Source organism: Shewanella sp. NKUCC01_JLK (assembly GCF_019345615.1).
GTDB lineage: Bacteria > Pseudomonadota > Gammaproteobacteria > Enterobacterales > Shewanellaceae > Shewanella > Shewanella oncorhynchi.
Genome location: NZ_JAHKRD010000016.1, coordinates 56040 through 77879 on the forward strand (window position 1 = coordinate 56040; position 21840 = coordinate 77879).

General features: G+C 48.1%; 19 protein-coding genes. 15 read left to right on the plus strand and 4 right to left on the minus strand.

Features of this window, described 5'->3' with window-relative positions; translation table 11 throughout:
• Positions 1–52 precede the first annotated feature (52 nt).
• From KO537_RS16980 to KO537_RS17030, 11 genes are all read left to right on the plus strand, one after another.
• Positions 53–229 (plus strand): hypothetical protein, encoded by a 177-nt coding sequence (locus KO537_RS16980; protein ID WP_168826181.1) that lies wholly within the window; start codon positions 53–55, stop codon positions 227–229.
• A 3-nt stretch (positions 230–232) separates the two neighbouring features.
• A complete protein-coding gene (putP, locus tag KO537_RS16985) occupies positions 233–1729 on the plus strand; it encodes a sodium/proline symporter PutP (RefSeq protein WP_168826179.1) in 1497 nt (498 codons plus the stop codon).
• Between the two features lie 11 nt (positions 1730–1740).
• On the plus strand, positions 1741–2841 hold the full coding sequence (gene proB, locus KO537_RS16990) for a glutamate 5-kinase (protein WP_105250714.1): 1101 nt from the start codon (positions 1741–1743) through the stop codon (positions 2839–2841).
• Positions 2842–2889: 48 nt separating this feature from the next.
• The gene (locus tag KO537_RS16995; RefSeq protein WP_173248388.1) at positions 2890–4137 is read left to right on the plus strand and encodes a glutamate-5-semialdehyde dehydrogenase; all 1248 of its coding nucleotides are present in this window, start codon (positions 2890–2892) and stop codon (positions 4135–4137) included.
• Between the two features lie 402 nt (positions 4138–4539).
• Entirely contained in the window at positions 4540–6726 is a 2187-nt protein-coding gene (locus KO537_RS17000; protein ID WP_219235081.1) for a TonB-dependent siderophore receptor, read from the plus strand.
• Between the two features lie 39 nt (positions 6727–6765).
• A complete protein-coding gene (locus tag KO537_RS17005) occupies positions 6766–7407 on the plus strand; it encodes a DUF4198 domain-containing protein (RefSeq protein WP_219235083.1) in 642 nt (213 codons plus the stop codon).
• Between the two features lie 27 nt (positions 7408–7434).
• A complete protein-coding gene (locus KO537_RS17010; RefSeq protein ID WP_173248394.1) occupies positions 7435–8484 on the plus strand; it encodes an efflux RND transporter periplasmic adaptor subunit in 1050 nt (349 codons plus the stop codon).
• A gap of 4 nt (positions 8485–8488) precedes the next feature.
• Positions 8489–11656 (plus strand): efflux RND transporter permease subunit, encoded by a 3168-nt coding sequence (locus tag KO537_RS17015; RefSeq protein WP_219235084.1) that lies wholly within the window; start codon positions 8489–8491, stop codon positions 11654–11656.
• Complete coding sequence (locus KO537_RS17020; protein ID WP_105250720.1) at positions 11649–12017, plus strand: hypothetical protein; 369 nt, start codon at positions 11649–11651, stop codon at positions 12015–12017. Before KO537_RS17015 ends, KO537_RS17020 begins: the two co-directional genes overlap by 8 nt.
• The gene (locus KO537_RS17025) at positions 12014–13603 is read left to right on the plus strand and encodes a PepSY-associated TM helix domain-containing protein (protein WP_219235086.1); all 1590 of its coding nucleotides are present in this window, start codon (positions 12014–12016) and stop codon (positions 13601–13603) included. The genes KO537_RS17020 and KO537_RS17025 overlap by 4 nt, the downstream gene beginning before the upstream one ends.
• Positions 13600–13926 (plus strand): DUF3325 domain-containing protein, encoded by a 327-nt coding sequence (locus KO537_RS17030; RefSeq protein ID WP_012090624.1) that lies wholly within the window; start codon positions 13600–13602, stop codon positions 13924–13926. The genes KO537_RS17025 and KO537_RS17030 overlap by 4 nt, the downstream gene beginning before the upstream one ends.
• A 317-nt stretch (positions 13927–14243) precedes the next feature.
• Here the strand turns inward: KO537_RS17030 and KO537_RS17035 are convergent, their stop codons facing one another.
• Together KO537_RS17035 and KO537_RS17040 are read right to left on the minus strand one after the other, a co-directional pair.
• A complete protein-coding gene (locus KO537_RS17035) occupies positions 14244–14663 on the minus strand; it encodes an SH3 domain-containing protein (protein WP_105250723.1) in 420 nt (139 codons plus the stop codon).
• A 363-nt stretch (positions 14664–15026) separates the two neighbouring features.
• Positions 15027–16559, minus strand: coding sequence for a DUF3612 domain-containing protein (locus KO537_RS17040; protein ID WP_219235088.1), 1533 nt, complete (start codon positions 16557–16559; stop codon positions 15027–15029).
• A gap of 256 nt (positions 16560–16815) precedes the next feature.
• Between KO537_RS17040 and KO537_RS17045 the strand changes: the two genes are divergently transcribed.
• Positions 16816–17379: a malate synthase gene (locus KO537_RS17045; RefSeq protein ID WP_011845404.1), complete on the plus strand. Its 564-nt coding sequence runs from the start codon at positions 16816–16818 to the stop codon at positions 17377–17379.
• A gap of 286 nt (positions 17380–17665) precedes the next feature.
• Positions 17666–18616 carry a putative sulfate exporter family transporter gene (locus KO537_RS17050; protein ID WP_219235091.1) on the plus strand — a complete coding sequence of 317 codons (951 nt, stop codon included), beginning with the start codon at positions 17666–17668 and terminating at the stop codon, positions 18614–18616.
• 23 nt (positions 18617–18639) lie between these two features.
• Here KO537_RS17050 and KO537_RS17055 read toward each other — a convergent pair whose 3' ends face one another.
• Positions 18640–18786, minus strand: coding sequence for a hypothetical protein (locus tag KO537_RS17055; RefSeq protein WP_105253023.1), 147 nt, complete (start codon positions 18784–18786; stop codon positions 18640–18642).
• Positions 18787–18899: 113 nt separating this feature from the next.
• On the minus strand, positions 18900–19445 hold the full coding sequence (locus KO537_RS17060; protein ID WP_219235092.1) for a LuxR family transcriptional regulator: 546 nt from the start codon (positions 19443–19445) through the stop codon (positions 18900–18902).
• Between the two features lie 145 nt (positions 19446–19590).
• On the opposite strand from KO537_RS17060, the gene KO537_RS17065 reads away from it, so the two are divergent.
• Both KO537_RS17065 and KO537_RS17070 read left to right on the plus strand, forming a co-directional pair.
• Positions 19591–20814, plus strand: a complete 1224-nt coding sequence (locus tag KO537_RS17065; protein ID WP_219235094.1) for a metal transporter — start codon at positions 19591–19593, stop codon at positions 20812–20814.
• Positions 20811–21839: a membrane fusion-like protein gene (locus KO537_RS17070; RefSeq protein WP_219235097.1), complete on the plus strand. Its 1029-nt coding sequence runs from the start codon at positions 20811–20813 to the stop codon at positions 21837–21839. Before KO537_RS17065 ends, KO537_RS17070 begins: the two co-directional genes overlap by 4 nt.
• Position 21840 lies beyond the last annotated feature (1 nt).

The window sequence follows — 21840 nt, forward strand, 5'->3', positions numbered from 1 at the left end:
GATCACTAACTATATTGGTGATATAAATTCAATTATCAACCAAGGAGCAATTATGTCTACGGAGAACCCACCAGAGGAAAATCTTATCTCGCAAGTAGCAAGCTTTACCCGATTACACGCCAAGGAAACCATGCAGTTTATGTGTTTATGCGCAATATTAAGCACCTATCTCTTTGTCATTTTGAAACCGAGTATTATTCAAAATAACAAAGCGTTAGGAGACAAATAACCCATGAATTACCTGGCTTACGTTTCCTTAGCGATTTACTTTATCGCCATGCTTGCTATTGGCTTATTCGCCTATAAAAAATCCACCAGCGATGTATCCGGCTATATTTTGGGCGGCCGCAAGGTGAGCCCACAGGTCACCGCACTCTCAGCGGGTGCATCTGACATGAGTGGCTGGATGCTAATGGGTCTTCCCGGCGCAATGTTTTTGGTTGGTTTCGAAACCATTTACATCGCACTTGGACTATTAATTGGTGCTCTAATTAATTATTTGGTCGTTGCACCCAAATTAAGGGTCTATACCGAAGTCGCGGATAACGCCCTTACTATCCCGGAGTTTTTTGCTAAACGCTTCGGCAATGCCAACAGCAGTATCCGAATTATCTCGGCCGTGATCATTGTGATCTTCTTTACCTTGTATACCTCAGCGGGTTTAGTGGCTGGCGGTAAGTTATTTGAGTCAGCATTTGGCCTGAACTACGACATAGGTTTAGTCGTCACCCTCGGCGTAGTGGTTTCTTATACCTTGTTGGGCGGATTCTTAGCAGTGAGCCTCACTGACTTTGTCCAAGGCTGTATCATGTTTGTCGCTTTAATCTTAGTGCCTGTGGTGGCATATCAAGAGTTTACCAGCGCTGACACTATGCTGAACTTTGCGTATCAATCGATTCCACACTTCACCGATGCCATGCAAAACGTCACTATGTTAGGGCTTATCTCAAGCTTATCTTGGGGACTCGGTTACTTTGGCCAACCACATATTATTGTGCGTTTTATGGCAATTCGTTCAGTCGCTGACATTAAAACCGCCAGACACATAGGTATGGGCTGGATGACAGTGACCATTGTGGGTGCACTGGCAACTGGCCTTGTCGGTATCGCTTACGCCAATAAATTTGGCATGAAGCTGACCGATCCTGAAACCATCTTTATCGTGTTTTCTGAGTTGTTGTTCCATCCGATCATTAGTGGCTTCTTATTAGCCGCAATTCTGGCCGCGATCATGAGCACCATTTCATCGCAACTATTAGTGTCATCAAGCTCGCTAACGGAAGATATTTATCGCGTTATTTCGAAGAAAGAATCTAGCGAAAAAGACATGGTGAAAATGGGACGTTTTGGCGTAGCAGGCGTGGCAATTGTCGCAAGTCTACTGGCGCTTGACCGCTCTAGCAGTGTGCTGTCACTGGTGAGTAATGCATGGGCAGGATTCGGTGCAGCCTTCGGTCCGTTAGTCTTGTTTAGCTTGTATAAAGCTAACCTAACCCACAAAGCCGCGATTGCCGGCATAGTGTCAGGCGCAGCTACAGTGTTGTTTTGGATTTATGCACCAGTACTTGCTGACGGTAAAGCTTTAACCACAGTGGTGTATGAGATGATCCCCGGCTTTGCCGTGAGCAGTGTGGTGATTTGGATAGTCTCGTTACTCGATACTGATCCTTGTGCCAAAACCACTAAATTATTCCATAAGGCTGGCCGTGTTTTAGCCGAAGACAGATGAGGCGCGCAGGTATGACTGACTTACCCTGGAAACGCATTGTCGTTAAGGTAGGTAGTGCCCTGATTGCTCCACACAAACAAGGTTGCAGCAGCCACTACTTACTCGGCATTGCCCAATTTATTACTTATTGTCGTGCCCAAGGGATCCAAGTTGTCTTGGTCTCTTCGGGCTCAGTCGCTGCAGGATGGCATCACTTTGGCGAGGTTGATAAACCGAGCGTCACAGTGAAAAAAGCCATGGCTGCAGCGGGTCAGGCCGATATGATGGCCACATGGAACAAGTTATTTGATTTCCCAACCGCACAGCTACTGTTAACCCACGGTGATTTACGCAATCGAGATCGTTACATCAGTATTAAAGACACGATTTTCAGCCTACTCGAACATGGGCTATTGCCTATCATCAACGAGAACGATGCCGTCACCGCCGACAAGCTCAAAGTTGGCGATAACGATAATCTCTCGGCCATGGTCGCCGCGGCGGCCGATGCCGATACGCTGATTATCTGTTCTGATGTGAATGGGCTTTACACGCAAAACCCCCATGAATATCCCGATGCACAGCTTATCAAACAGGTGACCGAGATTAATGCCGAGATCTACGCCATGGCAGGCGGCGCCAGCAGTGCCGTCGGTACGGGGGGAATGCGGACTAAGATACAAGCCGCCAAGAAGGCGATTTCCCACGGGATCGAAACCTTTATTATCAATGGTTTTGATGCCGACTCATTCAACCAATTGTTGAAGGGCCAAAACCCAGGAACCTTATTTACCCCCGATGAGAAGCCAATGCAGGATCACTTGCACTGGATGACACATACCTCGCAGGCTCAAGGCGAAGTCATTGTTGAAAATGACTTTAATATCGCCCTTGATATCCATAGCGAACAATTGACCAGTGACGATGTCGTTGCCATCAATGGGGACTTTTCTGTCGGTGACACCATTTTAGTACGCAAAGACGATGGCACTAAATTGGCCAAGGCCAAATCCAATTACAGCAGTTGTTTACTTAGCTTTATTACGGACCAAGACGATCGCGAGTTTGCCAGTGAATTTCAGCAAAAGACTGGACCGATCATTTCCGAGAAAAACATCGCCATTCTCGAGTAAACATCAGCCGAATAAAACTAAGCGAGTAAACATCTAAGCGGAGTAAATATGACTTTAATCAAAAATTTATCTCAAGAAGCTGCCAAAGCGGCTCTGATCCTCGCCCAAGTTGACGAACAGCTTAAAAATACTGTACTCCTCGATATGGCACGCTCATTACGCGAAAAGTCCTATGAAATCCAAAGCGCAAATTTAATCGACTTACACAGAGCGACCGCCGATAACGTCGGCCCTGCCATGCTCGACCGATTAACGCTAACGCCAGAGCGTATCGAAGCTATGGCGGTAGGCATTGAAACCATCGTCGCCTTACCCGATCCCATTGGCAACGAACGCTATATTGGTCAACGACCTAATGGTTTATCCATCAGTAAGATGCGCGTTCCATTGGGCGTGGTTTGTATGATTTATGAAGCGCGCCCCAATGTCACCGCCGATGCGGGTGCCCTGTGCTTTAAATCCGGCAATGCCGTGATCCTGCGCGGTGGTAAAGAGGCGCTGCACAGCAGTAAAATTATCGCCACTATTTTGCAAAGCGTATTGAAACAATACGGCTTGCCCGAGGCGTTAATCACTGTAGTGCCAGACCCAGATCGCGGCCTCATGCTAGAACTGCTGCAGCAACGAGATTATATCGATGTGATCATTCCCCGCGGCGGCGAAGGCTTGATTAACTTTGTGACTGACAACAGTAAAATCCCAGTGATCCAGCATTTTAAAGGCGTGTGTCATTTATACGTCGACAAAGATGCCGATCTGGATATTGCTATGGACTTACTGCTCAATGGTAAAACCCAGCGCACTGGCGTATGTAATGCCCTCGAAGCCCTATTAGTACACCAAGAAATTGCCTCGCAATTCCTGCCTAAAGTAGCCAAAGCGCTGGCCGAGCATAAGGTTAAAATCAACGCTTGTACTCAATCCGGTGGTTATTTTGAAAACTGTACTTACATGGAAGAAGACGATTTCGGCCAAGAGTATTTAGATCTCGAAATTGCCATTCGCCAAGTCGATCACTTTGACCATGCTATCCAACATATTGCCCGTTTTGGTAGCCAGCACACCGAAGTAATTTGCACCGAAAATGAAGTCACAGCCGCACACTTCCAACGTGCGGTCGATGCTTCTGTGGTAATGGTCAATGCCTCTTCGCGCTTCTCCGACGGCAGCGAACTCGGCCTTGGAGCAGAAATCGGCATCGCGACATCTAAGCTACATGCCTACGGCCCAATGGGACTCGAATCCTTGACCGCTGAGAAGTATTTAGTCTCAGGCACAGGCCAAGTACGGGCATAAACCTAAGGTGTAAATCACACTTTTAGGCTTAACAAGTCCGCTGGATTTCGATTCAATTGTAAAGATTAAAGGCCACAGTCGGTAACGACTGTGGCCTTTTTGTTGGCTAAATCGACTCGAACCACAACAGCCTGAGTTCCCAGTCAATGCCCTGAAACCGAGTTATAGTAAGGCATGCGCTAAAAGTGCAGATCCTACTGCGACGGCTTGTCACAGCTCGCTGACAAGCTATTCGCCAATAAGTTACAACCCAGCTTAAACAATTTACACATTGAGCATATTGCATTTATTTTCAACAAACCTATCATGCGATCGATTCTCATTTGCACCTAAACACTTTATTTGCACTCAGGATCACCAATCATTATTTAATCTGAAATCGCCTGAAAGGATTGAAATACCATGCCTCCCCTATCTGTTTTAACGTCTTGGCGCTCGCCATTGATCCCTGTACTTCTCAGCACACTTACTCTGTCGGTTCAAGCCAATACTGACCCTAAGCAAGATGAGAAAAAAGATACAGAACAGATAGAAAGATTGAACGTGGTAGGAACATACACCCGCGCGGCAATGAATAGCGCCACGGGTTTGTCTATGTCACTCAAAGAAACCCCACAAAGCGTCACTTTGATTACCGAAGAAATGATCAGTGACAAAGGTTTGGTCACTATGGAGTCAGTGTTAAATCACACTCCTGGCGTCACTATGGTGGGCGATGCCTCTGAAAATAGTCAGATATTCGTGCGCGGCTATGCACTAGACAGCGGTGTCCAAATTGACGGCTTAATCACAACCTCTTCATCCCATGTTTACAGCGGCTCAATTGATCAAGGTTTAGACCCTGTGATTGCCGAACGGGTTGAAGTATTAAAAGGGGCGGCAGGGATTTTAAGCGGTTTAGGTGAACCTTCTGCCACGGTTAATTTTATTCGTAAACGTCCAACGGATGACACCCGTGCCACGGCAAGTGCAAGTTATGGCTCATGGAATACCTATAGACTTGAGGCCGATGTTTCTGGCTGGCTAACGGATTCGGGCAATGTGAAAGGTCGATTCGTCAGTGCGGTGAAGAAAGGCGATTCTTTTATCGATCGCTATCAGCGCGATACCACAGTGCTCTATGGCGTAGTTGAAACGAGTCTAAGTACCGATACTAGCTTGTCGCTGTTTGCGGACTATCAAAAATCACAAACCGACGGTGTGTATAACTGGAACTCTAATCCCGCATTTTATACCGATGGCACAGCTGTCGATTTTGGCCGCAACTACTCTAGCTCACAGGACTGGACCCATTGGGACGTGACCCAAAAGAGTCTCATGGCCGAATTTAAACATAGATTCGATAACGACTGGTCACTCGTCAGTGCCTATCGTATCGCCAACGCCACCATAGACGCATTGGCCTTTTACCCAGGCGATTATATCGTCAAATCAACCGGCGAATTTGTTGGCCCTTGGGGCGATACCTATGCAGCCCAACATGATCGTGAATCCGATACCAACAGTTTCAACCTGTATGCAACGGGTAACTTCGACTTACTCGGCCGTGAACATAGCGCTGTGATCGGTTTTAACTATGGTGACAACGAGTTCGATAACATCAACACGAACTCCGCCACACAACGTCGCTATAACGTCGCGGATCAGGGCAATTACCCCAAGCCTAATATTCCTAATTCCCCCACCAATGGCCAAACCAATGAACAAAGCCAATCGGGTGTTTACGGCACTGTCCGTGTCAATCTGTTGGATTCACTGAAATTAATGGTCGGTGGACGCGTAAGTAACTGGTCCTATGAAAAGCATGATCTCGTGGGTAACAGCACAGATGCGACCATGGAAAAAACCGGTATTTTCATCCCCTACTACGGCCTAGTCTACGATGTGACCGAGCAGATCGCTGTCTACGCTAGCCGTACTGAGATCTTCAAACCTGGCACCTATTTTGGTGAAGATGGCCAACTGCTCGAACCTGCAGAAGGCACAAACGTCGAAGGCGGCGTCAAGGTCGCGCTGTTCGATGACACGCTAAACATGTCAGCCGCCATCTACGAAACCAATAAAGACAACGAACCCGAATATGCAGGTAAAGGTCAGCTACCTTCCGGTGACTCTATCTACGAAAGTGTGGATGGGATTACCACCAAGGGCTATGAGTTAGAAATTGCCGGACGTCTTACCGACTTATGGGATATCAGCGGCGGTTATACCCACAACAATGCAGAAGATAAAGATGGCCTACGTCGTCAAACTTATCTACCCGAAGATATCTTCAAACTCACCACTAAATATAACTTTGAAGATATTCTGCCGGGCATTACTGCAGGTGCGAGCTGGCGCTGGCAGAGCAGCACCTTCTATCAAGGCACTATTTGGGGTGTCGATGGCGCGCCGAATGTGGCTTACCGCCAAGCACAATCCGCCTACTCACTCGTTGACTTAATGTTTGGCTACCAAATCACACCTTCTATTTCTATGCAATTGAACATTAACAATATTTTCGACAAGAACTACAACCGTTCACTCTGGGGTTACGCCGACTTTGGCGAGCCACGTAATGCCACACTGTCACTACGTTGGACGCTCTAAAACATAGCCCTAACCCGAAATAACATTAAGGATGATCAAATGAAACAAGCACTTGTAATACTCACTTTACTCGGCGGTATCGCTTTTTCGGCTCAAGCACATGAAGTATGGCTTGAGCGTAATAACGATGGTTCAGTTAAAGTGCAATTTGGCGAACCGGGTTCAGAGCAAGCTTCGGCAGAAGAGTTAGCATCGTTAAGCGCGGCGCGTATTTTCGCCGCCAATGCCAAGACACCGTTAACCGCCACAGCGCAGGCCGATCATCTACTGGTCAAAACCCAAGATGGCAAGAGTGACATCAGTTTCTATGCCGATACCGCGTGGCAACCATGGAAAACTGAGACCGGATTGCAGGCTGCAATACTCTATGCCCGCACGGGACAAGAACACACAAAAGCGCTGCAAGATTTTGAATTTACGCCAGTAAAGTCAGGCGCTCCCGAGTTTGTACTTAGCTATAAAGGCGCACCACTGGTGAATCATCCAGTACAAGTTTATCGCCCCGGTTTTTGGAGTAAATCTTTCACCACCGATGCCCAAGGTAAATTCGCCCTCGATACCCCAGATGCAGGCCGCTATTTGCTCGTCAGTAATCACACCACAGAAGGTAAACAAACACTCGCAGGCAACGAGGTTGATAGCGTTTTACACATCACCACCACGAGTTTTATCACTCAGTAATAATCTTAATAGTGAGATGGAGTTAACGTGCGTTATTTAATGATAGGTTTATACATGCTGTGTTCTGCAGTCCACGCAAGCACAGCACCTGTAACAGTCGCCTTGCCACAAACAGGCAGTACCAATGAACTTTTGCCACTCAGTGGCTCCATTAAATCCGCACGGGTAGCCCGCTTATCTGCACGTACCGATGGCCTAGTTGCCAAAGTGCTGGTCGATGCGGGCTCTAACGTTACCGCTGGCCAGCCTCTACTCGCACTCGATGACACCTTAGCCGTACATCAATTAGCACAGCGTCAGGCCGATGTAATGGCCGCTAAGACCATGCTGCTAGAAAAACAGCGACTCCTCACCGAAGCGCAAACACTCAGTTCTCAGCAATTATTCCCCGAAACTGAGCGCGCGATTCGCCAAGCGGCGTTAACCGAAGCAGAAGCTAATCTGCAGAGTTTAACGGCGGCATTAGCACACCAAAAAGAGGTGGTCGCCCGTCACCAACTTATCGCGCCGTTTGCGGGAGTGATTTCAAGCAAACAAACTGAAACCGGTGAATGGGTCAATGTCGGCACTGAAATCTTCACCTTAGTATCCCAAGAACAGCTCTGGCTCGATATTCAAGTCCCACAGGAAATGTTCCAAAACATAGCCACAGCAACTCAAGTCGATATTGCCGCAGATATGCTGCCTGAACAGCAGTTTATCGGCCATGTGAATGCACTCGTCCCCGTGAGCGACCACAATGCTCGCAGCTTCTTGGTGCGCTTAACCATTCCTGATGCGAGTGGACTTTTGATGCCCGGCACATCGGCCACTGCGACCTTCCACTTACAGCGGGCGCAACACAGTGTTGTCGTGCCGCAAGATGCGCTAGTCCGTCACCCCGACGGCCAGTTCAGTGTCTTTACCGTGCAAAACAACATAGCCCAACGGCATACCGTTCAAGTGGGCCACACGAGCGCCATCGGGATTGAAATCCTTAGCCCATTACCTAAAGACGCGCCCGTGGTGATCCGCGGTAACGAGAGCCTACAAGACCAACAGCCAGTCTCTGTACTCAACTCTGCTGTAGGAGGTTAGTGGGATGCTGAAGTTTGGAATTAAACATGGCACCCTACTGTCGGTCATCGTCTTGATATTTTGCGTATTGGGCACGGCTGCCGCACTGCGTATCCCAATCCAAATGATCCCCGACTTAGATGTGCGCACCATCAGCGTGGCCACAGGTTGGCCGGGGGCAACGCCGCAAGACGTCGAGAAAGAAATTCTGCTTGAGCAGGAACGCTACCTGCGCACCCTGCCCAACTTACAACGCATGACATCTTGGGCAGATACGGGTTCGGCATGGATAGAACTCGAATTCCCCCAAAGCACTGAGATAAGCGATGCGCTTATTCGTGTTAGCAATGCGCTCAGCCAAGTATCGTCCTACCCTGAAAACGTCGACCAACCACGGCTTTACAGCAGTTCATATTCAGACAACGCTTTCATGTATTTCCGCCTCGTGCCTGTCGCGGGGAACCCGCTGAATCTAGACATAGACATGATGCGCGATTTTGCTAACGACTTTATTCGCCCACAAATGGAGCGCGTCAAAGGCGTTTCCTCCGTCACTATTCAAGGCGGCGCTGAACGGCAAATTCAAATACGGCTCGATCCCGCCAAACTCGCCCAACGTGGCATCAGCATTATGGACGTGCGCCAAGCCATTCGAGATCGCAACAAGGACACTTCTGCGGGCGATATCGACAGTGGTAAAAAACGTTATTTACTGCGGGTAATTGGCCGTTTTGAGGATTTAAATCAACTTAAGCAACTGATTTTAAAACGCCAAGGTAATACGAATATTCTGCTGCAAGACGTTGCCGAGATAAAACTCGACCACGCCGAGATCCGAGAACTGTCCTTTGCCGAACAAGAACGCACCCTCAGCTTAGCGGTCAAACGGGATGTCGGTTCTAACGTTATCGCCATCAAAGATGCCATGATGCCCGTGATAGCGCAGATCAATCAAAATCAACTCGCCCAGCACGCCATGCAGTTAGAGTTATTCAGTGATGATGTGCGCTATGTGCAAGATTCGGTTGCAAATGTCTGGGTCAATTTAGGCCTAGGTGCCTTACTAGCAACCTTAGTGATGTATCTCTTTTTACGCTCGAATCGAGCCACCCTGATTGGTGTTATCGGTATTCCGCTATGTACCTTAGCCGCCTTCGTCGGGCTGCTGGTGTTTGATCGCACTATTAATGTCATTTCGCTGGCGGGTGTTGCCTTTGCCATAGGCATGACGGTCGATAACAGCATTGTGGTGCTCGAAAGCATTGAACAAGCGCGCAGACGCGGATTAGAGCGTCTCGAAGCAGCCATAAGTGGTATCTACGATGTGTGGCCTGCGGTACTGGCCTCGACACTTACTACAGTGCTGGTGTTTGTACCCATTCTATTTATCAAACAAGAAGCGGGACAACTGTACTCGGATATCGCAATTGCCATCGCTTCATCCATTATCGCTTCTATGCTGGTCGCGGTGTTCATCGTACCCGCCGCTATTGCCCGTTTTGGTTTCGGTAAGATGCACTCGGCGCAGACAAACCAAAGTGAGCCGCCCAAAGCATCACGCATATTGAGCTTAGTCAGCCAACTTGTACTGTCGGCAAGACGCCGCGCCTTTGTGATTGTGCTGTCACTCGTCTCGACGATCGGGCTTGCGGCTTGGCTGATGCCTCCGGCCGAATATTTACCCGAAGGCGAAGAACCAAAAGCCTTTACTTCTATGGTCGCGCCGCCGGGTTACAACCTATCGGAAATGGCTAAAATTGCAGAAGAATTAACGACTCAGCTATCCGCGAGAGTCAATGCCGAGGCGGCATCCTTTGAACGTGGTGAGCAAAAGATCCCGCCGCTAAAATACTATACCCTCAGCGTGGGTGTCGGCAGTATTTGGGTGATGAGCGAACCCGTTCGCAGCCAAGATATGGATGCCATGATGAGCTCACTCACCGCCTTGTTTGAGCAATATCCGGGCATGCGCGCCTATTCATCGCGGGGTTCCATTATTTCCAGCAACGATGGTGGCACCCGCGCTGTCGCCTTGGATATTTCTGGCCCGAATCAAGCCAGCCTCTATCGTGCTGCCGAAGCGGCGTATCAAGCGGCGGAAAAAGTATTTGCCGAACCACAGCTGTATTCTGACCCATCGACCTTGTCGCTAGATCAACCGCTGTGGCAGATTTCCCCTCGCTGGCAACGTCTTGTAGAACAAGATTTTAGCGGTAGCGAGTTTGGCTATGCGGTTTCAGCACTGAGCGATGGCGCCTATGTCGACGAGTTTTTCCTCAATGATAACAAGGTGGATATCTTTCTATTTAGTCTGGCAGGCAATCAACAGAGTCTGTCGCAATTGGCACTCGCGCCGATAGTCACGCCTAAGGGTAATGTGTTGCCACTGCAAGCCTTGGCCGACATTAGCGAGCAAATGGATAGCGACAGTTTACGCCGCGTCGATGGCCGCAGAACCGTGACTCTTTACATTATTCCGCCGCGTTCCATTGCGTTAGAAACCGCGGTGGCTAAGGTGCGGGAAGAATTAGTCCCCATCCTCTATCAACAGGGTGCGGTCGGCAAAGATGTCAGTTTGGATATTTCAGGCGCAGCCGATCAGCTCGAAGCGACGAAAGCGGCACTCTCCAGCAATTTTCTGGTCGCCGTGTTGATCATCTACTTGTTATTAATCGCGATTTTTAATCACTGGGGTTATCCGTTATTTGTACTGATCACTATCCCGCTCGGACTTGCGGGCGGTTTAGTCGGCTTACAAGCGCTTAATTATACTGGCAGCTTATTTGCGTATCTTGGCGGCCAAGGTTGGCACCAACCCTTTGATATGATTACTATGCTTGGATTTTTAATCCTACTCGGCACTGTCGTTAACAACCCGATTTTGATCGTGGAACAGAGCCGTAAAAACCTGCAATCGGGTCAGTTTGGTATCGTTGATGCCGTCAAATCTGCCGTCGCCAGTCGATTAAGACCGATTCTAATGTCTACCGCGACGACCTTGTTTGGCTTATTGCCGCTGGTGTTATTCCCCGGTGCTGGCAGCGAACTCTACCGCGGCGTTGGCATAGTGGTATTGGCAGGCCTCATCGTGGCAACGCTACTCAGCTTAACCTTTTTACCCGCCCTGTTAATCTCTGTGCTATCCCGCACCCACAAGACAAATTCAGCAGAAGTGGCACACCATCATGACTGAAAAAACCAACATGACTCCGCCGTTAACACAAAGACTGATGCGCTGGAAAACTTCAGCCATCTGGAGCGATAGCCTGCACATAGGCAATCGCTGCCTCGCAGCAACCTTTGGCGGCTATTTGTTAAGTGCAGTAGCGACTATTTTGCTCGCGCAAATCCTGCCGTTATCTCAGGTTGATCGGGTGTTAACCGCCATGATGCTGTCATTTACTGTGTACACCTGCGCCGTGATTTGGGTGTTCAGCGTTAAATCAACATGGCGATACTGGCTGGATTTATTCGCGCTTAGCGGTCTGCTGTATTTAGCTTACCTCGCCGCTAAAGCGTTTGATGCAACAAGTGCTCAAGGGAGTGGATTATGAAAGACTCCTTTTTTCGTTCAATGACTTGGCTACACACTTGGGTTGGATTGCTCACATGCTGGGTGTTGTTTCTGGTTTTTTTCGCCGGAACAGCGGCCTATTACCGTGCTGAAATCAACCTGTGGATGCACCCCGAAAACCACGGCAGCCAATATGATGCCAATGCGGATAATCAACAATTGATACTCAAGGGCCTCACGTCCTTGGCACAACAAGCGCCTGACGCTGAGTCATGGTGGATTTACTTACCCACACAACGGATGCCATTACTGACCTATGCATGGAGCGACCCCGCCGCTGAAGGCCAGCGATTTGGTGATTATCATCAAGGCTTTATTAACCCTGCGACAGGTGAAGCCTTACCTAAAGCACGGGAAAGCCGAGGGGGCGACTTTCTCTATCGACTGCATTTCGACTTGTACTATATGAGTGTACTCACGGCGCGTTGGATCGTCGGCTTTTGCACTATGTTCATGCTGGTCGCCATCATCAGCGGGATAGTGATCCACAAACGTATTTTTAAGGATTTTTTTAGTTTTCGCCCCGGAAAAGGCCCGCGCTCTTGGTTAGATGCCCATGTCGCCAGCTCAGTTCTCGCATTGCCCTTTCATCTTATGATCACTTATACCGGCCTAGTGACCCTGATGTTTATGTATATGCCATGGGGACTTAACACGCAATATGGTGATGAAACTCAAGCCTTTTATTCGCAATGGAAACCCATTTACCAAACTCCCGCCGCCACTGGCACACCAGCCACTATGCTCGATAGTCAGAGTTTACTCAGTGCGATTCACAGTGTCGTGGGTGAGTCGCCACTTGAAGGCTTGCAGTTTGATAATCTCAACGACAGCAATGCCAGCGTAACAGTCAAAATCGCCCCTGAGCACAGCTTAAATCAGCAAGCGCCTTGGTATCACTTGTCCACTGTGACAGGTGCTGTGTTGGCGCAGTCGGCTGTGACTTCGGGAGCGAATCAAACCCAAAGTGCCATGATAGCCCTGCACAGTGGTCGCTTTGCTGGCCAAGGCCTACGTTTACTGTATTTACTGGCGGGATTAACGGGCTGCGTGATGATCGCCAGCGGCGCGATTATGTGGGCCGATAAACTGGCACAAAAGCAGCTTAAAAAAGATAAGAATCATAGCGGGCTCACGCTAGTGAACATGTTGAATCTCGCCACCTTTGGTGGCCTGCCCATTGCGCTAGCCTGTTATTTTTATGCCAATCGACTCTTACCCGTCACCTTTGCAGATAGAGAAAACTGGGAAATCCATTGTTTCTTTATCAGTTGGGCGTTAGTCGCACTGCTCGCTTGTTTCAAACGAGATAAACAAACATGGCAACGACTCTTTTTACTCACATCCTTGCTTTATGGTCTGCTACCCCTGCTCAACGCCATGACTTCGCAGTATCAGCTGATAAGCAATCTACAGCGCCAAGCCTATGTTCTCGCAGGATTTGATCTCATGATGCTCGCACTTGCAGCGCTGTTTTACATGGCAGCCAAACGCTTGCGTAGCCCTAAAAAAGTGCTGGCTACACGGGTAACCAAAGCGACGGCAGAATTAGGAGTTGAATCATGACAGCCACAGTCGAATTATTAACCTGTTTTATCGCCATGGGGCTGTTGGCCTTGTCTTATTTTAGCCACCACCGCGCCGTGCGTAACCGCCCGTTAACCGATGCACAGGCACGCGGATTTCGCACCGCTGGTACTGCAACGCTCGTCCTGTGCTATTGGCTTGCCAGTCGTCATTACGGCCCAGCGTACGCCAGCGTATTACTGCTCGGCTGGGTGTGTTTAAGTTCGATAATCCTAGTGATTTTACTCAGTTACAAACCACGCTGGTTACAGCCCATATTGCCCGCCAGCACCGTAGTGTGTTTGCTCGGTTTGCTGTATTAAGTCACCATACCAAGCGCCGAATAACGTCAATCATGATCGAGGTTGGAAAGGTAGGAGATAGGTTTAGCTTGATAAAAAATCGCTGAGTGTGATGTGAAGCGGATAGCCAAACTATAATTCGATAGAATTATAGTGAAAATGCTTAAGCACTCGCATTCCAGTGACTCGCTGTGAATATATCCCTATAGGCTCGACGGCGGCATCCATGCCGCCAACGGTCACTTACATGCAAGTACTTAATCTCGACAACTCAATGCAAACCTTAAGTACGCTCTTTCAAGTTTTACAAATAGACCTAGATAATGAAGTAAAGCCCCTTACAAAGGCTTCAAATAAACCGAAAGTACCCAAGCAACTTGGTTTTTATATAAAAAAACCTTCCAGTCACCACTGGTAGTAATAACTTCAATACGCTCTCCTTTTAAAAGTGAGCCGAGTAGATATCCATTACGATTAGGCTTATCTCTAACATTGAGCTTATCTACTGTAACTTCAAATACTTGTATATTCTCAGATGTAGGTTCGCTGGTACCTTTAACCCCAGAGGATTGGATATTATTTGCTCCGTACAATGTAGACGATTTATAGCTCTGACTTGATGTTCCAACATGACAAGTTTTATTCCACGAAATGCATGAATTACCACATGGTTGGCCTTTCTTACAGTTTTTAGCATAAGTAACTGATGTCAAATTACTCATTAAAAATACTAGCACTAGCACCCATAGCCTATTCATATTTAGTTCCTTTAATGTTCTTACCTAACACCCAAAAGACATGACAAGCAAATCTCTTCGGGCCTAAATTTCATACCTGATGCCGCAGAATACTATTCCCCTCGGAGTTGCCGCAGGGCGAATGGTAAATTCGCGTGAGTCTCGCCATGGATGGCGAGCTAGCTTTCGCAGGTGCATGGACGCATCCTTCGGAAGCGATAGCAAATTTGCCAATGAGCACAAGGAGCTTTCAACTCCGTTGGGGGCGTCATGGAGCATCCAAGGAGGATAGGACGAGCAGTCCTCCTTGGTCGGGTGTGGGGTGAAGCCCCACGACTTTCTCGGCTGTAAGGCCGCAAAACTCAACGTAAATCAAATAGTGATTTACGTTGCCCCATCACACTGTGATTTACCTGCTTGATAGCAACTGGGTTGGCGTGGGCATACGGCGCCGCGAGAGCAAATAAGGCGGGCGTCATTTTTGATCCCGCGCTCTATCCAGTTGATATTGAGGATTTTTGCGACGCTCACCAGATCGCTTTTAATGTGTTTGGGAATAGTGACTGAACCGCCGCTGGCGACACAGGCATTCTTCAAATCGTGGGCGATAGACAAGGCATCTTTACCTTGGGCTTCAATCGCTGGATTCAAATCGATACCAGCGCAGAGCACATGCGGGTTGCCAGCCGAGTCTTCGACTTTAATTGACTCACAGCAGTAAATGCGGGGTTCGTTGCCGACGTTTAAAATCGAAATCTGTGCCGAAGTGCCGACCGTCGGCTCGCTGATCATCCTAAAGACGGCCCAATGCTGACAAGGGTCTTCCACTAGTCGCATATTTCCCCAAGGCAGTGGAATACCGTTACCACGGTAAACGGCTTTGAGTTTGCCCGGCGCGTAAGCGTCGAAATAATGCCAATGAGGATAAGGAGATACCACTGTCATGCGCCGCATGGCGACTGAGGCTGACACTTGCAGTTGCTTGTGTACTTCAATCTCATAGCCGTGGCGGTCGAGTAATTGGCGATAAGGCACTTTAGGGCACAGCAGCGCACCAGCGAAGAAGCTCGATTCAAAATCGCGCCACGCATGCAAGATATCCTGCGCGTTCAAGGTATTGGACTGCATACCCGCCTCTTCATCCACTTCTAATTTGCGGCCTGAGATCATCACACTCTTGAGGCCATCCTTGTTGTGCAACACGCAATGACCTATGTGCACGGCTAAATCATATTTGAGTCTGTTGGGGCGATTTTTGAGGATTTTATTTACATAAATCGTGCTCGGCGGCTCAATAAATGAGGTGACCAACTGACGTGAACTCACGCCCATTTCATCGATAACTTCCTGCGGCGTACTATCTATCCACTTGATTTTTAATCCCATTCCCTTAGCGATATCCAGCATATCGTCCAGAGATAGGGGCATACGTTTGAGGCCGACTTCTTCGGCGGCACGTTCAAGATCGGGGAAATGATTTTGATGGTGTTCTTGATGGGCGCGGATCAATAAATGGGCAAACTGCCGACCTGAGATCCCTGTCTGCGACAGCATCTCAGGTATCGCTATTTGTAAAATATCATTGGAAAACAAAAAGCTGGGTTCAAGTGCCATACCACTTATGCCACCACGTCGGCCCTTGTCTGGCGTAATGGCGTTTTCTTCGGGCACATCGTCTAAGAACCATTCGGCGTCTTTTTGAAAAACCGCGGCGATGACTGCCAGCATTCCGGCACTCGGCACACGCTTGCCACGTTCGATCATCGACAAATATGACACAGAGGGCGCACTTCCCGCGTCGACTCGAATGCATCGTGCCGACAAATCTTCCATCGTTAAATTATTACGTTTCCGTAGGTTACGTATTTTTGTGCCTAGGAAATGTGATTTTCTCATCAAGCTCTGGTCATTGCGCATTTTGTAAAATTCACAGTGTAAAATTTTTATTGTGAAATTGTAGTCAAAAAAAGACTAGACTACAAATCAAGCAATCAAGGAAAGGCTAATGCGAACAAGCTAAGCCATTCCAGTACAAGAAAGGCTTAACCACTCCCACTTAAAGTGGCTAAGCACTCAAAGCGGACAAACCAAATTGAAGACAAACTTTGATAAGCCAAAAGTTAAATCAAAACCCTGAATTTTTTTAAAATTGAAAGAGTGAGAGGAACAAGCGATGAATATGTCAATTATCAAGAGCAACCAGATCCAACCGAATCTAAACAGCCTCATCGCAGAAGAAGTGCTAGCCGTGGCCCAAGTGAATGTCGCCGAGCACGAGAAGATCGCTAATGCGAAACAATTCCTCGACCGCCTCTTTCCACTTAACTCTGGTTCACACCAAGATGTGAGCAGCTATGTGGTTTACTACCAACACCTGTTGGCCTTTTTTGCCGACGGCAGCCACAGTGGTTTACGTCAGCCAAAACAGTTTGTGGCCTTTAACGGCACTAAAGATGCGCCTTGCGCCATAGTGTTACAGGACCTAGGTTGCCACGTTGAACTCAGTTTCGACCGCAGTGGCATGATAGGTGCGAGAGACGTTGCCAATCTGGAAGATATCCAAATCGGAACGTCATTAAACATGGTAGTCGGAACACCAGAGTCACGTTCTGCCGCATCGCGCCATTGGCTCAGCCTATTACATGCGGGTATGTCCAGCGCTAACGACACCCAAGATAAGTTGTTTACCGCAAAGGATGGCAGCGATTACAACTTGAAAAGTATCGTAAATTTATAATTTCACGCTTTGTAACCTCGCCATTTATTATCTAGCCAAGAAGATGAACTGAGCTCAGTTCATCTTCTTCGATTTACCCTCCTACTTTGCCAAATTTTCTAAGAGTCAATAAAACTGATTAACTAGATAAGTTTAATTGATTTTATTGAGGCTCATACACCCAGCTATAATGCCCTCTTGCATCTGTCTCCATGATCAATCCAATTGATCGCCATTTTGTATCCGTCGCTTAATGTGAAGATCTGTGGTTGGAACGATAAACCGAATCGCTCGATCCTAAGGCGTTATGAATTCTTCATCGACATCACAGCAAGATAATAAGACTCATCGCATCGTTTTCATCTGTGCGGGTTTGTTATGCCTCGCGCCTTTTATCTCATCGCCCATGGCGCTAGTGCTCGGTTTTACCTTAGCGAGCCTTGGTTGGGTACCAGTGCAATGGAATATCGCCGCACTCACCAAAAAACTCCTGTCTTATTCGATCATTGGCTTAGGGTTTGGAATTAACTTAAACGCGGCGATCGAGGCGAGCACCCACAACTTCGGCCTGATTGTTGGCTCAATCTTTTTCACCCTCAGCTTAGGGTTTATGCTCACCCGCGCCCTGAAATTTGATCATGTCACGGGCCACTTAATCGCCTCTGGTACTGCTATTTGCGGTGGCAGCGCCATTGCCGCAGTCGCTCCGGCCATCAATGCGCGTAACGATCAAACCGCCACTGCATTAGCCTGCGTATTTGTGCTCAATTCAGTCGCGCTATTTTTATTCCCTGCACTCGGCCACTTGCTCAATATGAGCCAATACGATTTTGGCGTGTGGAGTGCCATCGCCATCCACGATACTTCATCGGTTGTTGGCGCGGCTTCAGCCTACGGCGATGAAGCTTTAAAAACCGCAACCACCATAAAACTTGCCCGCGCCCTGTGGATTATTCCGATCGCATTGGTCAGCGCTATGTTGTTTGGTGGCGATAAGCGCAAGCTTAACCTGCCGTATTTTATCGGTTTTTATTGTTTAGCCATTGCCGTGGCCCATTGGTTGCCACAATTCCACGCTGTTTATGACACCTTATTTATGGTGTCGAAACGGGCATTAGTCCTGTGTTTATTTTTGATTGGTGCAGGAATTACAGTGCAGAAAATGCGGGCGAGTGGCCCCAAACCTTTGTTGCTTGGGGTGATGCTGTGGGCAGCGATTGGTATCACGTCTTTAGTGTATATTCTTTATTTTCAATAGCTAAGATTTAACTCAAAGCCAATCTACTCTGCCGTCGGCTTCATTCGCCAAGCCCAGTAGAGGACGCCAACAAAGGCGGAGAATTCGATAAGTGAACGCACGAGTCCTGTGGTTTGCGTCGAAGCGACCAAGGCAATCAGGCAAAACACGATAATCAGCCAGTTTTTCAATTGCATCTTCCTGCAAACTTAGGGGATGCTCATTATTGTTTAGAACTAAAAACTCAGCAAATATCGATTTTCAATAACAAATAGCTATAACAGCTAAGCCAATCCAGCGCAGATTAAGCCGCCTTAGAACTTGATGCCGCTTCATTCGCAGCAAGATCTTGATTATGTTCTTGAATAAAGTCTTCCATAAACCAAGCACAGAAAGTGTGGCGTCCATCCACAGCCGCTTTGCCATAAATGGTCGATGCCTGTTGTCTGACGGTTTTTTCTTTAGTCTGGCGAACTTCGGCAATTTCTTTAAAACTTAAGCCTTTAAGTAATAAAAATGCCACTTGCTGCTCACTCTTAGTAAAGCCCCAAGTCTCGAATTGCTGCGACACCGCTTGGCTATATTCTTGTCTGGCAGAGCGCATTTGCGTCGACATATTGTCGATTTTTTTATCCGCATGCTCCAACCGTTTAGCCAACGCTTTCACTTCGCGGGAGCGACGAATAAGGTCATAACTTAAGTACATGGCACCAATCACAGTGAGCACTAATAACATGGCTTCCTGGGCAATATGCCATTGGGGAATGCCCAATTGAATGTCGGAAGTGATGTCAAAAAGCTTAAAGCATATGATCAAGGCCAACAGACCAATAATGACAAGATCCTTCATCGAAAAACTCCTAAATAAAAGCAAAATCAACCCATTAATTTATGGGACATATGTACCATAGACGGTTTTATGATACATGTCCCCCACGACTTTCGCCCACCAATCCCTACACTGACAGCACACTTTATTACCATAGAATCGTCCTATGTCTGTCAGTACGTCTTGTATCAAGTTATGTCTGTTGGCGACCTTAGTCAGCTGCAGTTTCCTGTGCCACGCCGCTAATTCCGAGCTATCTCAAGCACTCACCACCAGCCAAGCAAGATTACATTCTCTATCTCAATCAGGCGGTCAGTTACCGCAATCACAAATAAGCTTAAGCAGCTCATCTTGGCTCAATGGCCTGCCGAGCATTAGCTTGGGTCACTTAGGTAGCCTAGATAATGGTAACAGCTACGAGCAGGAACTCTCACTCAATTTGCCAATAAAATCCCCTGCTATGCACAGCAGCGATAAGCAAATTAAACAACTCACCCAAGGCATTCAGGTGCAACAAGCCGCGCTGCAAGGTCTGTATTTATCGGGATTATTGCGACAAAGCCTGTGGGAACATCGTCTTGCTGCAGTGAAACTGGCCCAATTAGATCGCAAGAGCCAATTACTCGACAAGCTTCATAGTCAGCAAAAGCAACTCACAGATGTGGGCGAACTGCCGATTGCCCACATTCTCTTGTTAGAACGCGAACTGGTGGATATTGCACTGGAGCGGGTCGATCTTAATCAGCAACAGGCCGAGGCGCGTGCCCTCTATCAACAACTCACCGGACAAGAGCAAATACCGCAGAACATAGCCGAAACCGCGCGGCCACTTTCTGCCAACAACCAACCCAATGACATGCTCGCGCAGCATCCATTATGGCAACTACTGAGCCTGCAGAAGCAGCAACAGCTGTTGATCATCCAGAGTCAGCAAGCAGGGAATAACGATCCTTGGGCAGTCTCACTCACGGCCAAAAATACCGCCGATAATCAAGTCGATGATCAACAGCTTGGCATCGCCGTTTCTGTACCACTGACCTTAGGTTCTGCCCTATCACAAACCGAATTATCCCAATGGCAACAAGCCAATACCGAGCACACGCTCAACCTCGACCGTACCTATATCGAGCTAAAAACTCAGCTTAAAAAGCTAGAGCAACAGCAACAAAACTTACTCGACCAACAAACATTGCTAACCCAAGCCTTACACCTTAGCCGCACCATCACTGAAGAGCTGGCCAAGGTCAAAGACCAAAATCAAGTTAGCTACGAAGTCTGGCTACGCCGCTATATGGATGCCCTCGATACCGAATCCCGCTTAGCACTGAACCAAGTCGCGCAGCAACAACTGCACTCCCAACAACTGCAAGCCTTAGGAATTTCATTATGATGGCCAAGTACGGCGCATGCCTTTTCTGTTTATCCGCCAGTGTTGCCACTTTAGTGCAGGCTGAATCCTTAACGATAAGCTCCCTCGGTAATTTAGACCTGAGCTACGTACAACCACAGAAAGTCGCCAGTTATGAGGGCAGCCCGTTGCCCGCGCAGGTTGAAATCCTCCCCGGTAACGATTATTGGATCAGCACGCCGGAGAATATCCAGCAGATCAGCTTTCTTGTCGGCCAAGGCCAGCTCGTCACTAAAGGCCAAGCGATTGTCAAACTGACAGGGCCAGAAGTGTTCCACTACCTCGCCCAAGTCGAAGCCGCCAGCAGCTTGTATCAACTAGCCAAAAGCCGTTATGAGCGCAATAAACCCTTATTAAACAATGGCAGTATCAGCGCAGAAAAATGGCAAGAGATCAGCCAAGACTACTTCAGCACTCACCTCGAATACGAGCACATGCAGCATTTTATGGAGATAGTCAAAAGCACAGATGCCACCACAGACTCCCTAGTGGTAGGCACGCCAGTGGCGGGGATCGTTAAACTCAACCAAGTGAATGGACCTTATATGGCGGGTTCACAGCTATTCTCACTGGTGCCCAGCGACAGCATTCGCGTCAAGGTCAGTGTGCCAATGAGTCAGTCACATTCGCTCTCGGCGGTGAATATCAATCAGTGCCATATCGCCATTGAGTCCGTGTCGGCCATCGCCGAAGGTGCCTTTGTGACCGCTTGGTCATCACCCTTACCGCAGGAATGTAACTTACTGTTAGGACAACAGATCACTGTGATTCCCGAGTATCAAAAGGCGGTGTATTTATTGCCTAAAAATAGTGTTTTTAGTTGGGAGCAAGATAGCCAAGTCTTCACTAAAACCGCCGACACGCTCACCTCGATTACGATCGATATTCTTGGTTCAACCCCTGAGCAATATATCGTTGAAAGCGATCAAGATCTGAGCCAAATCCAAGTGTTATCCCAGTCGGTTGCCGCAGTCAAAGGCATAATGCTTGGCCTAGGAGGCGAATAAA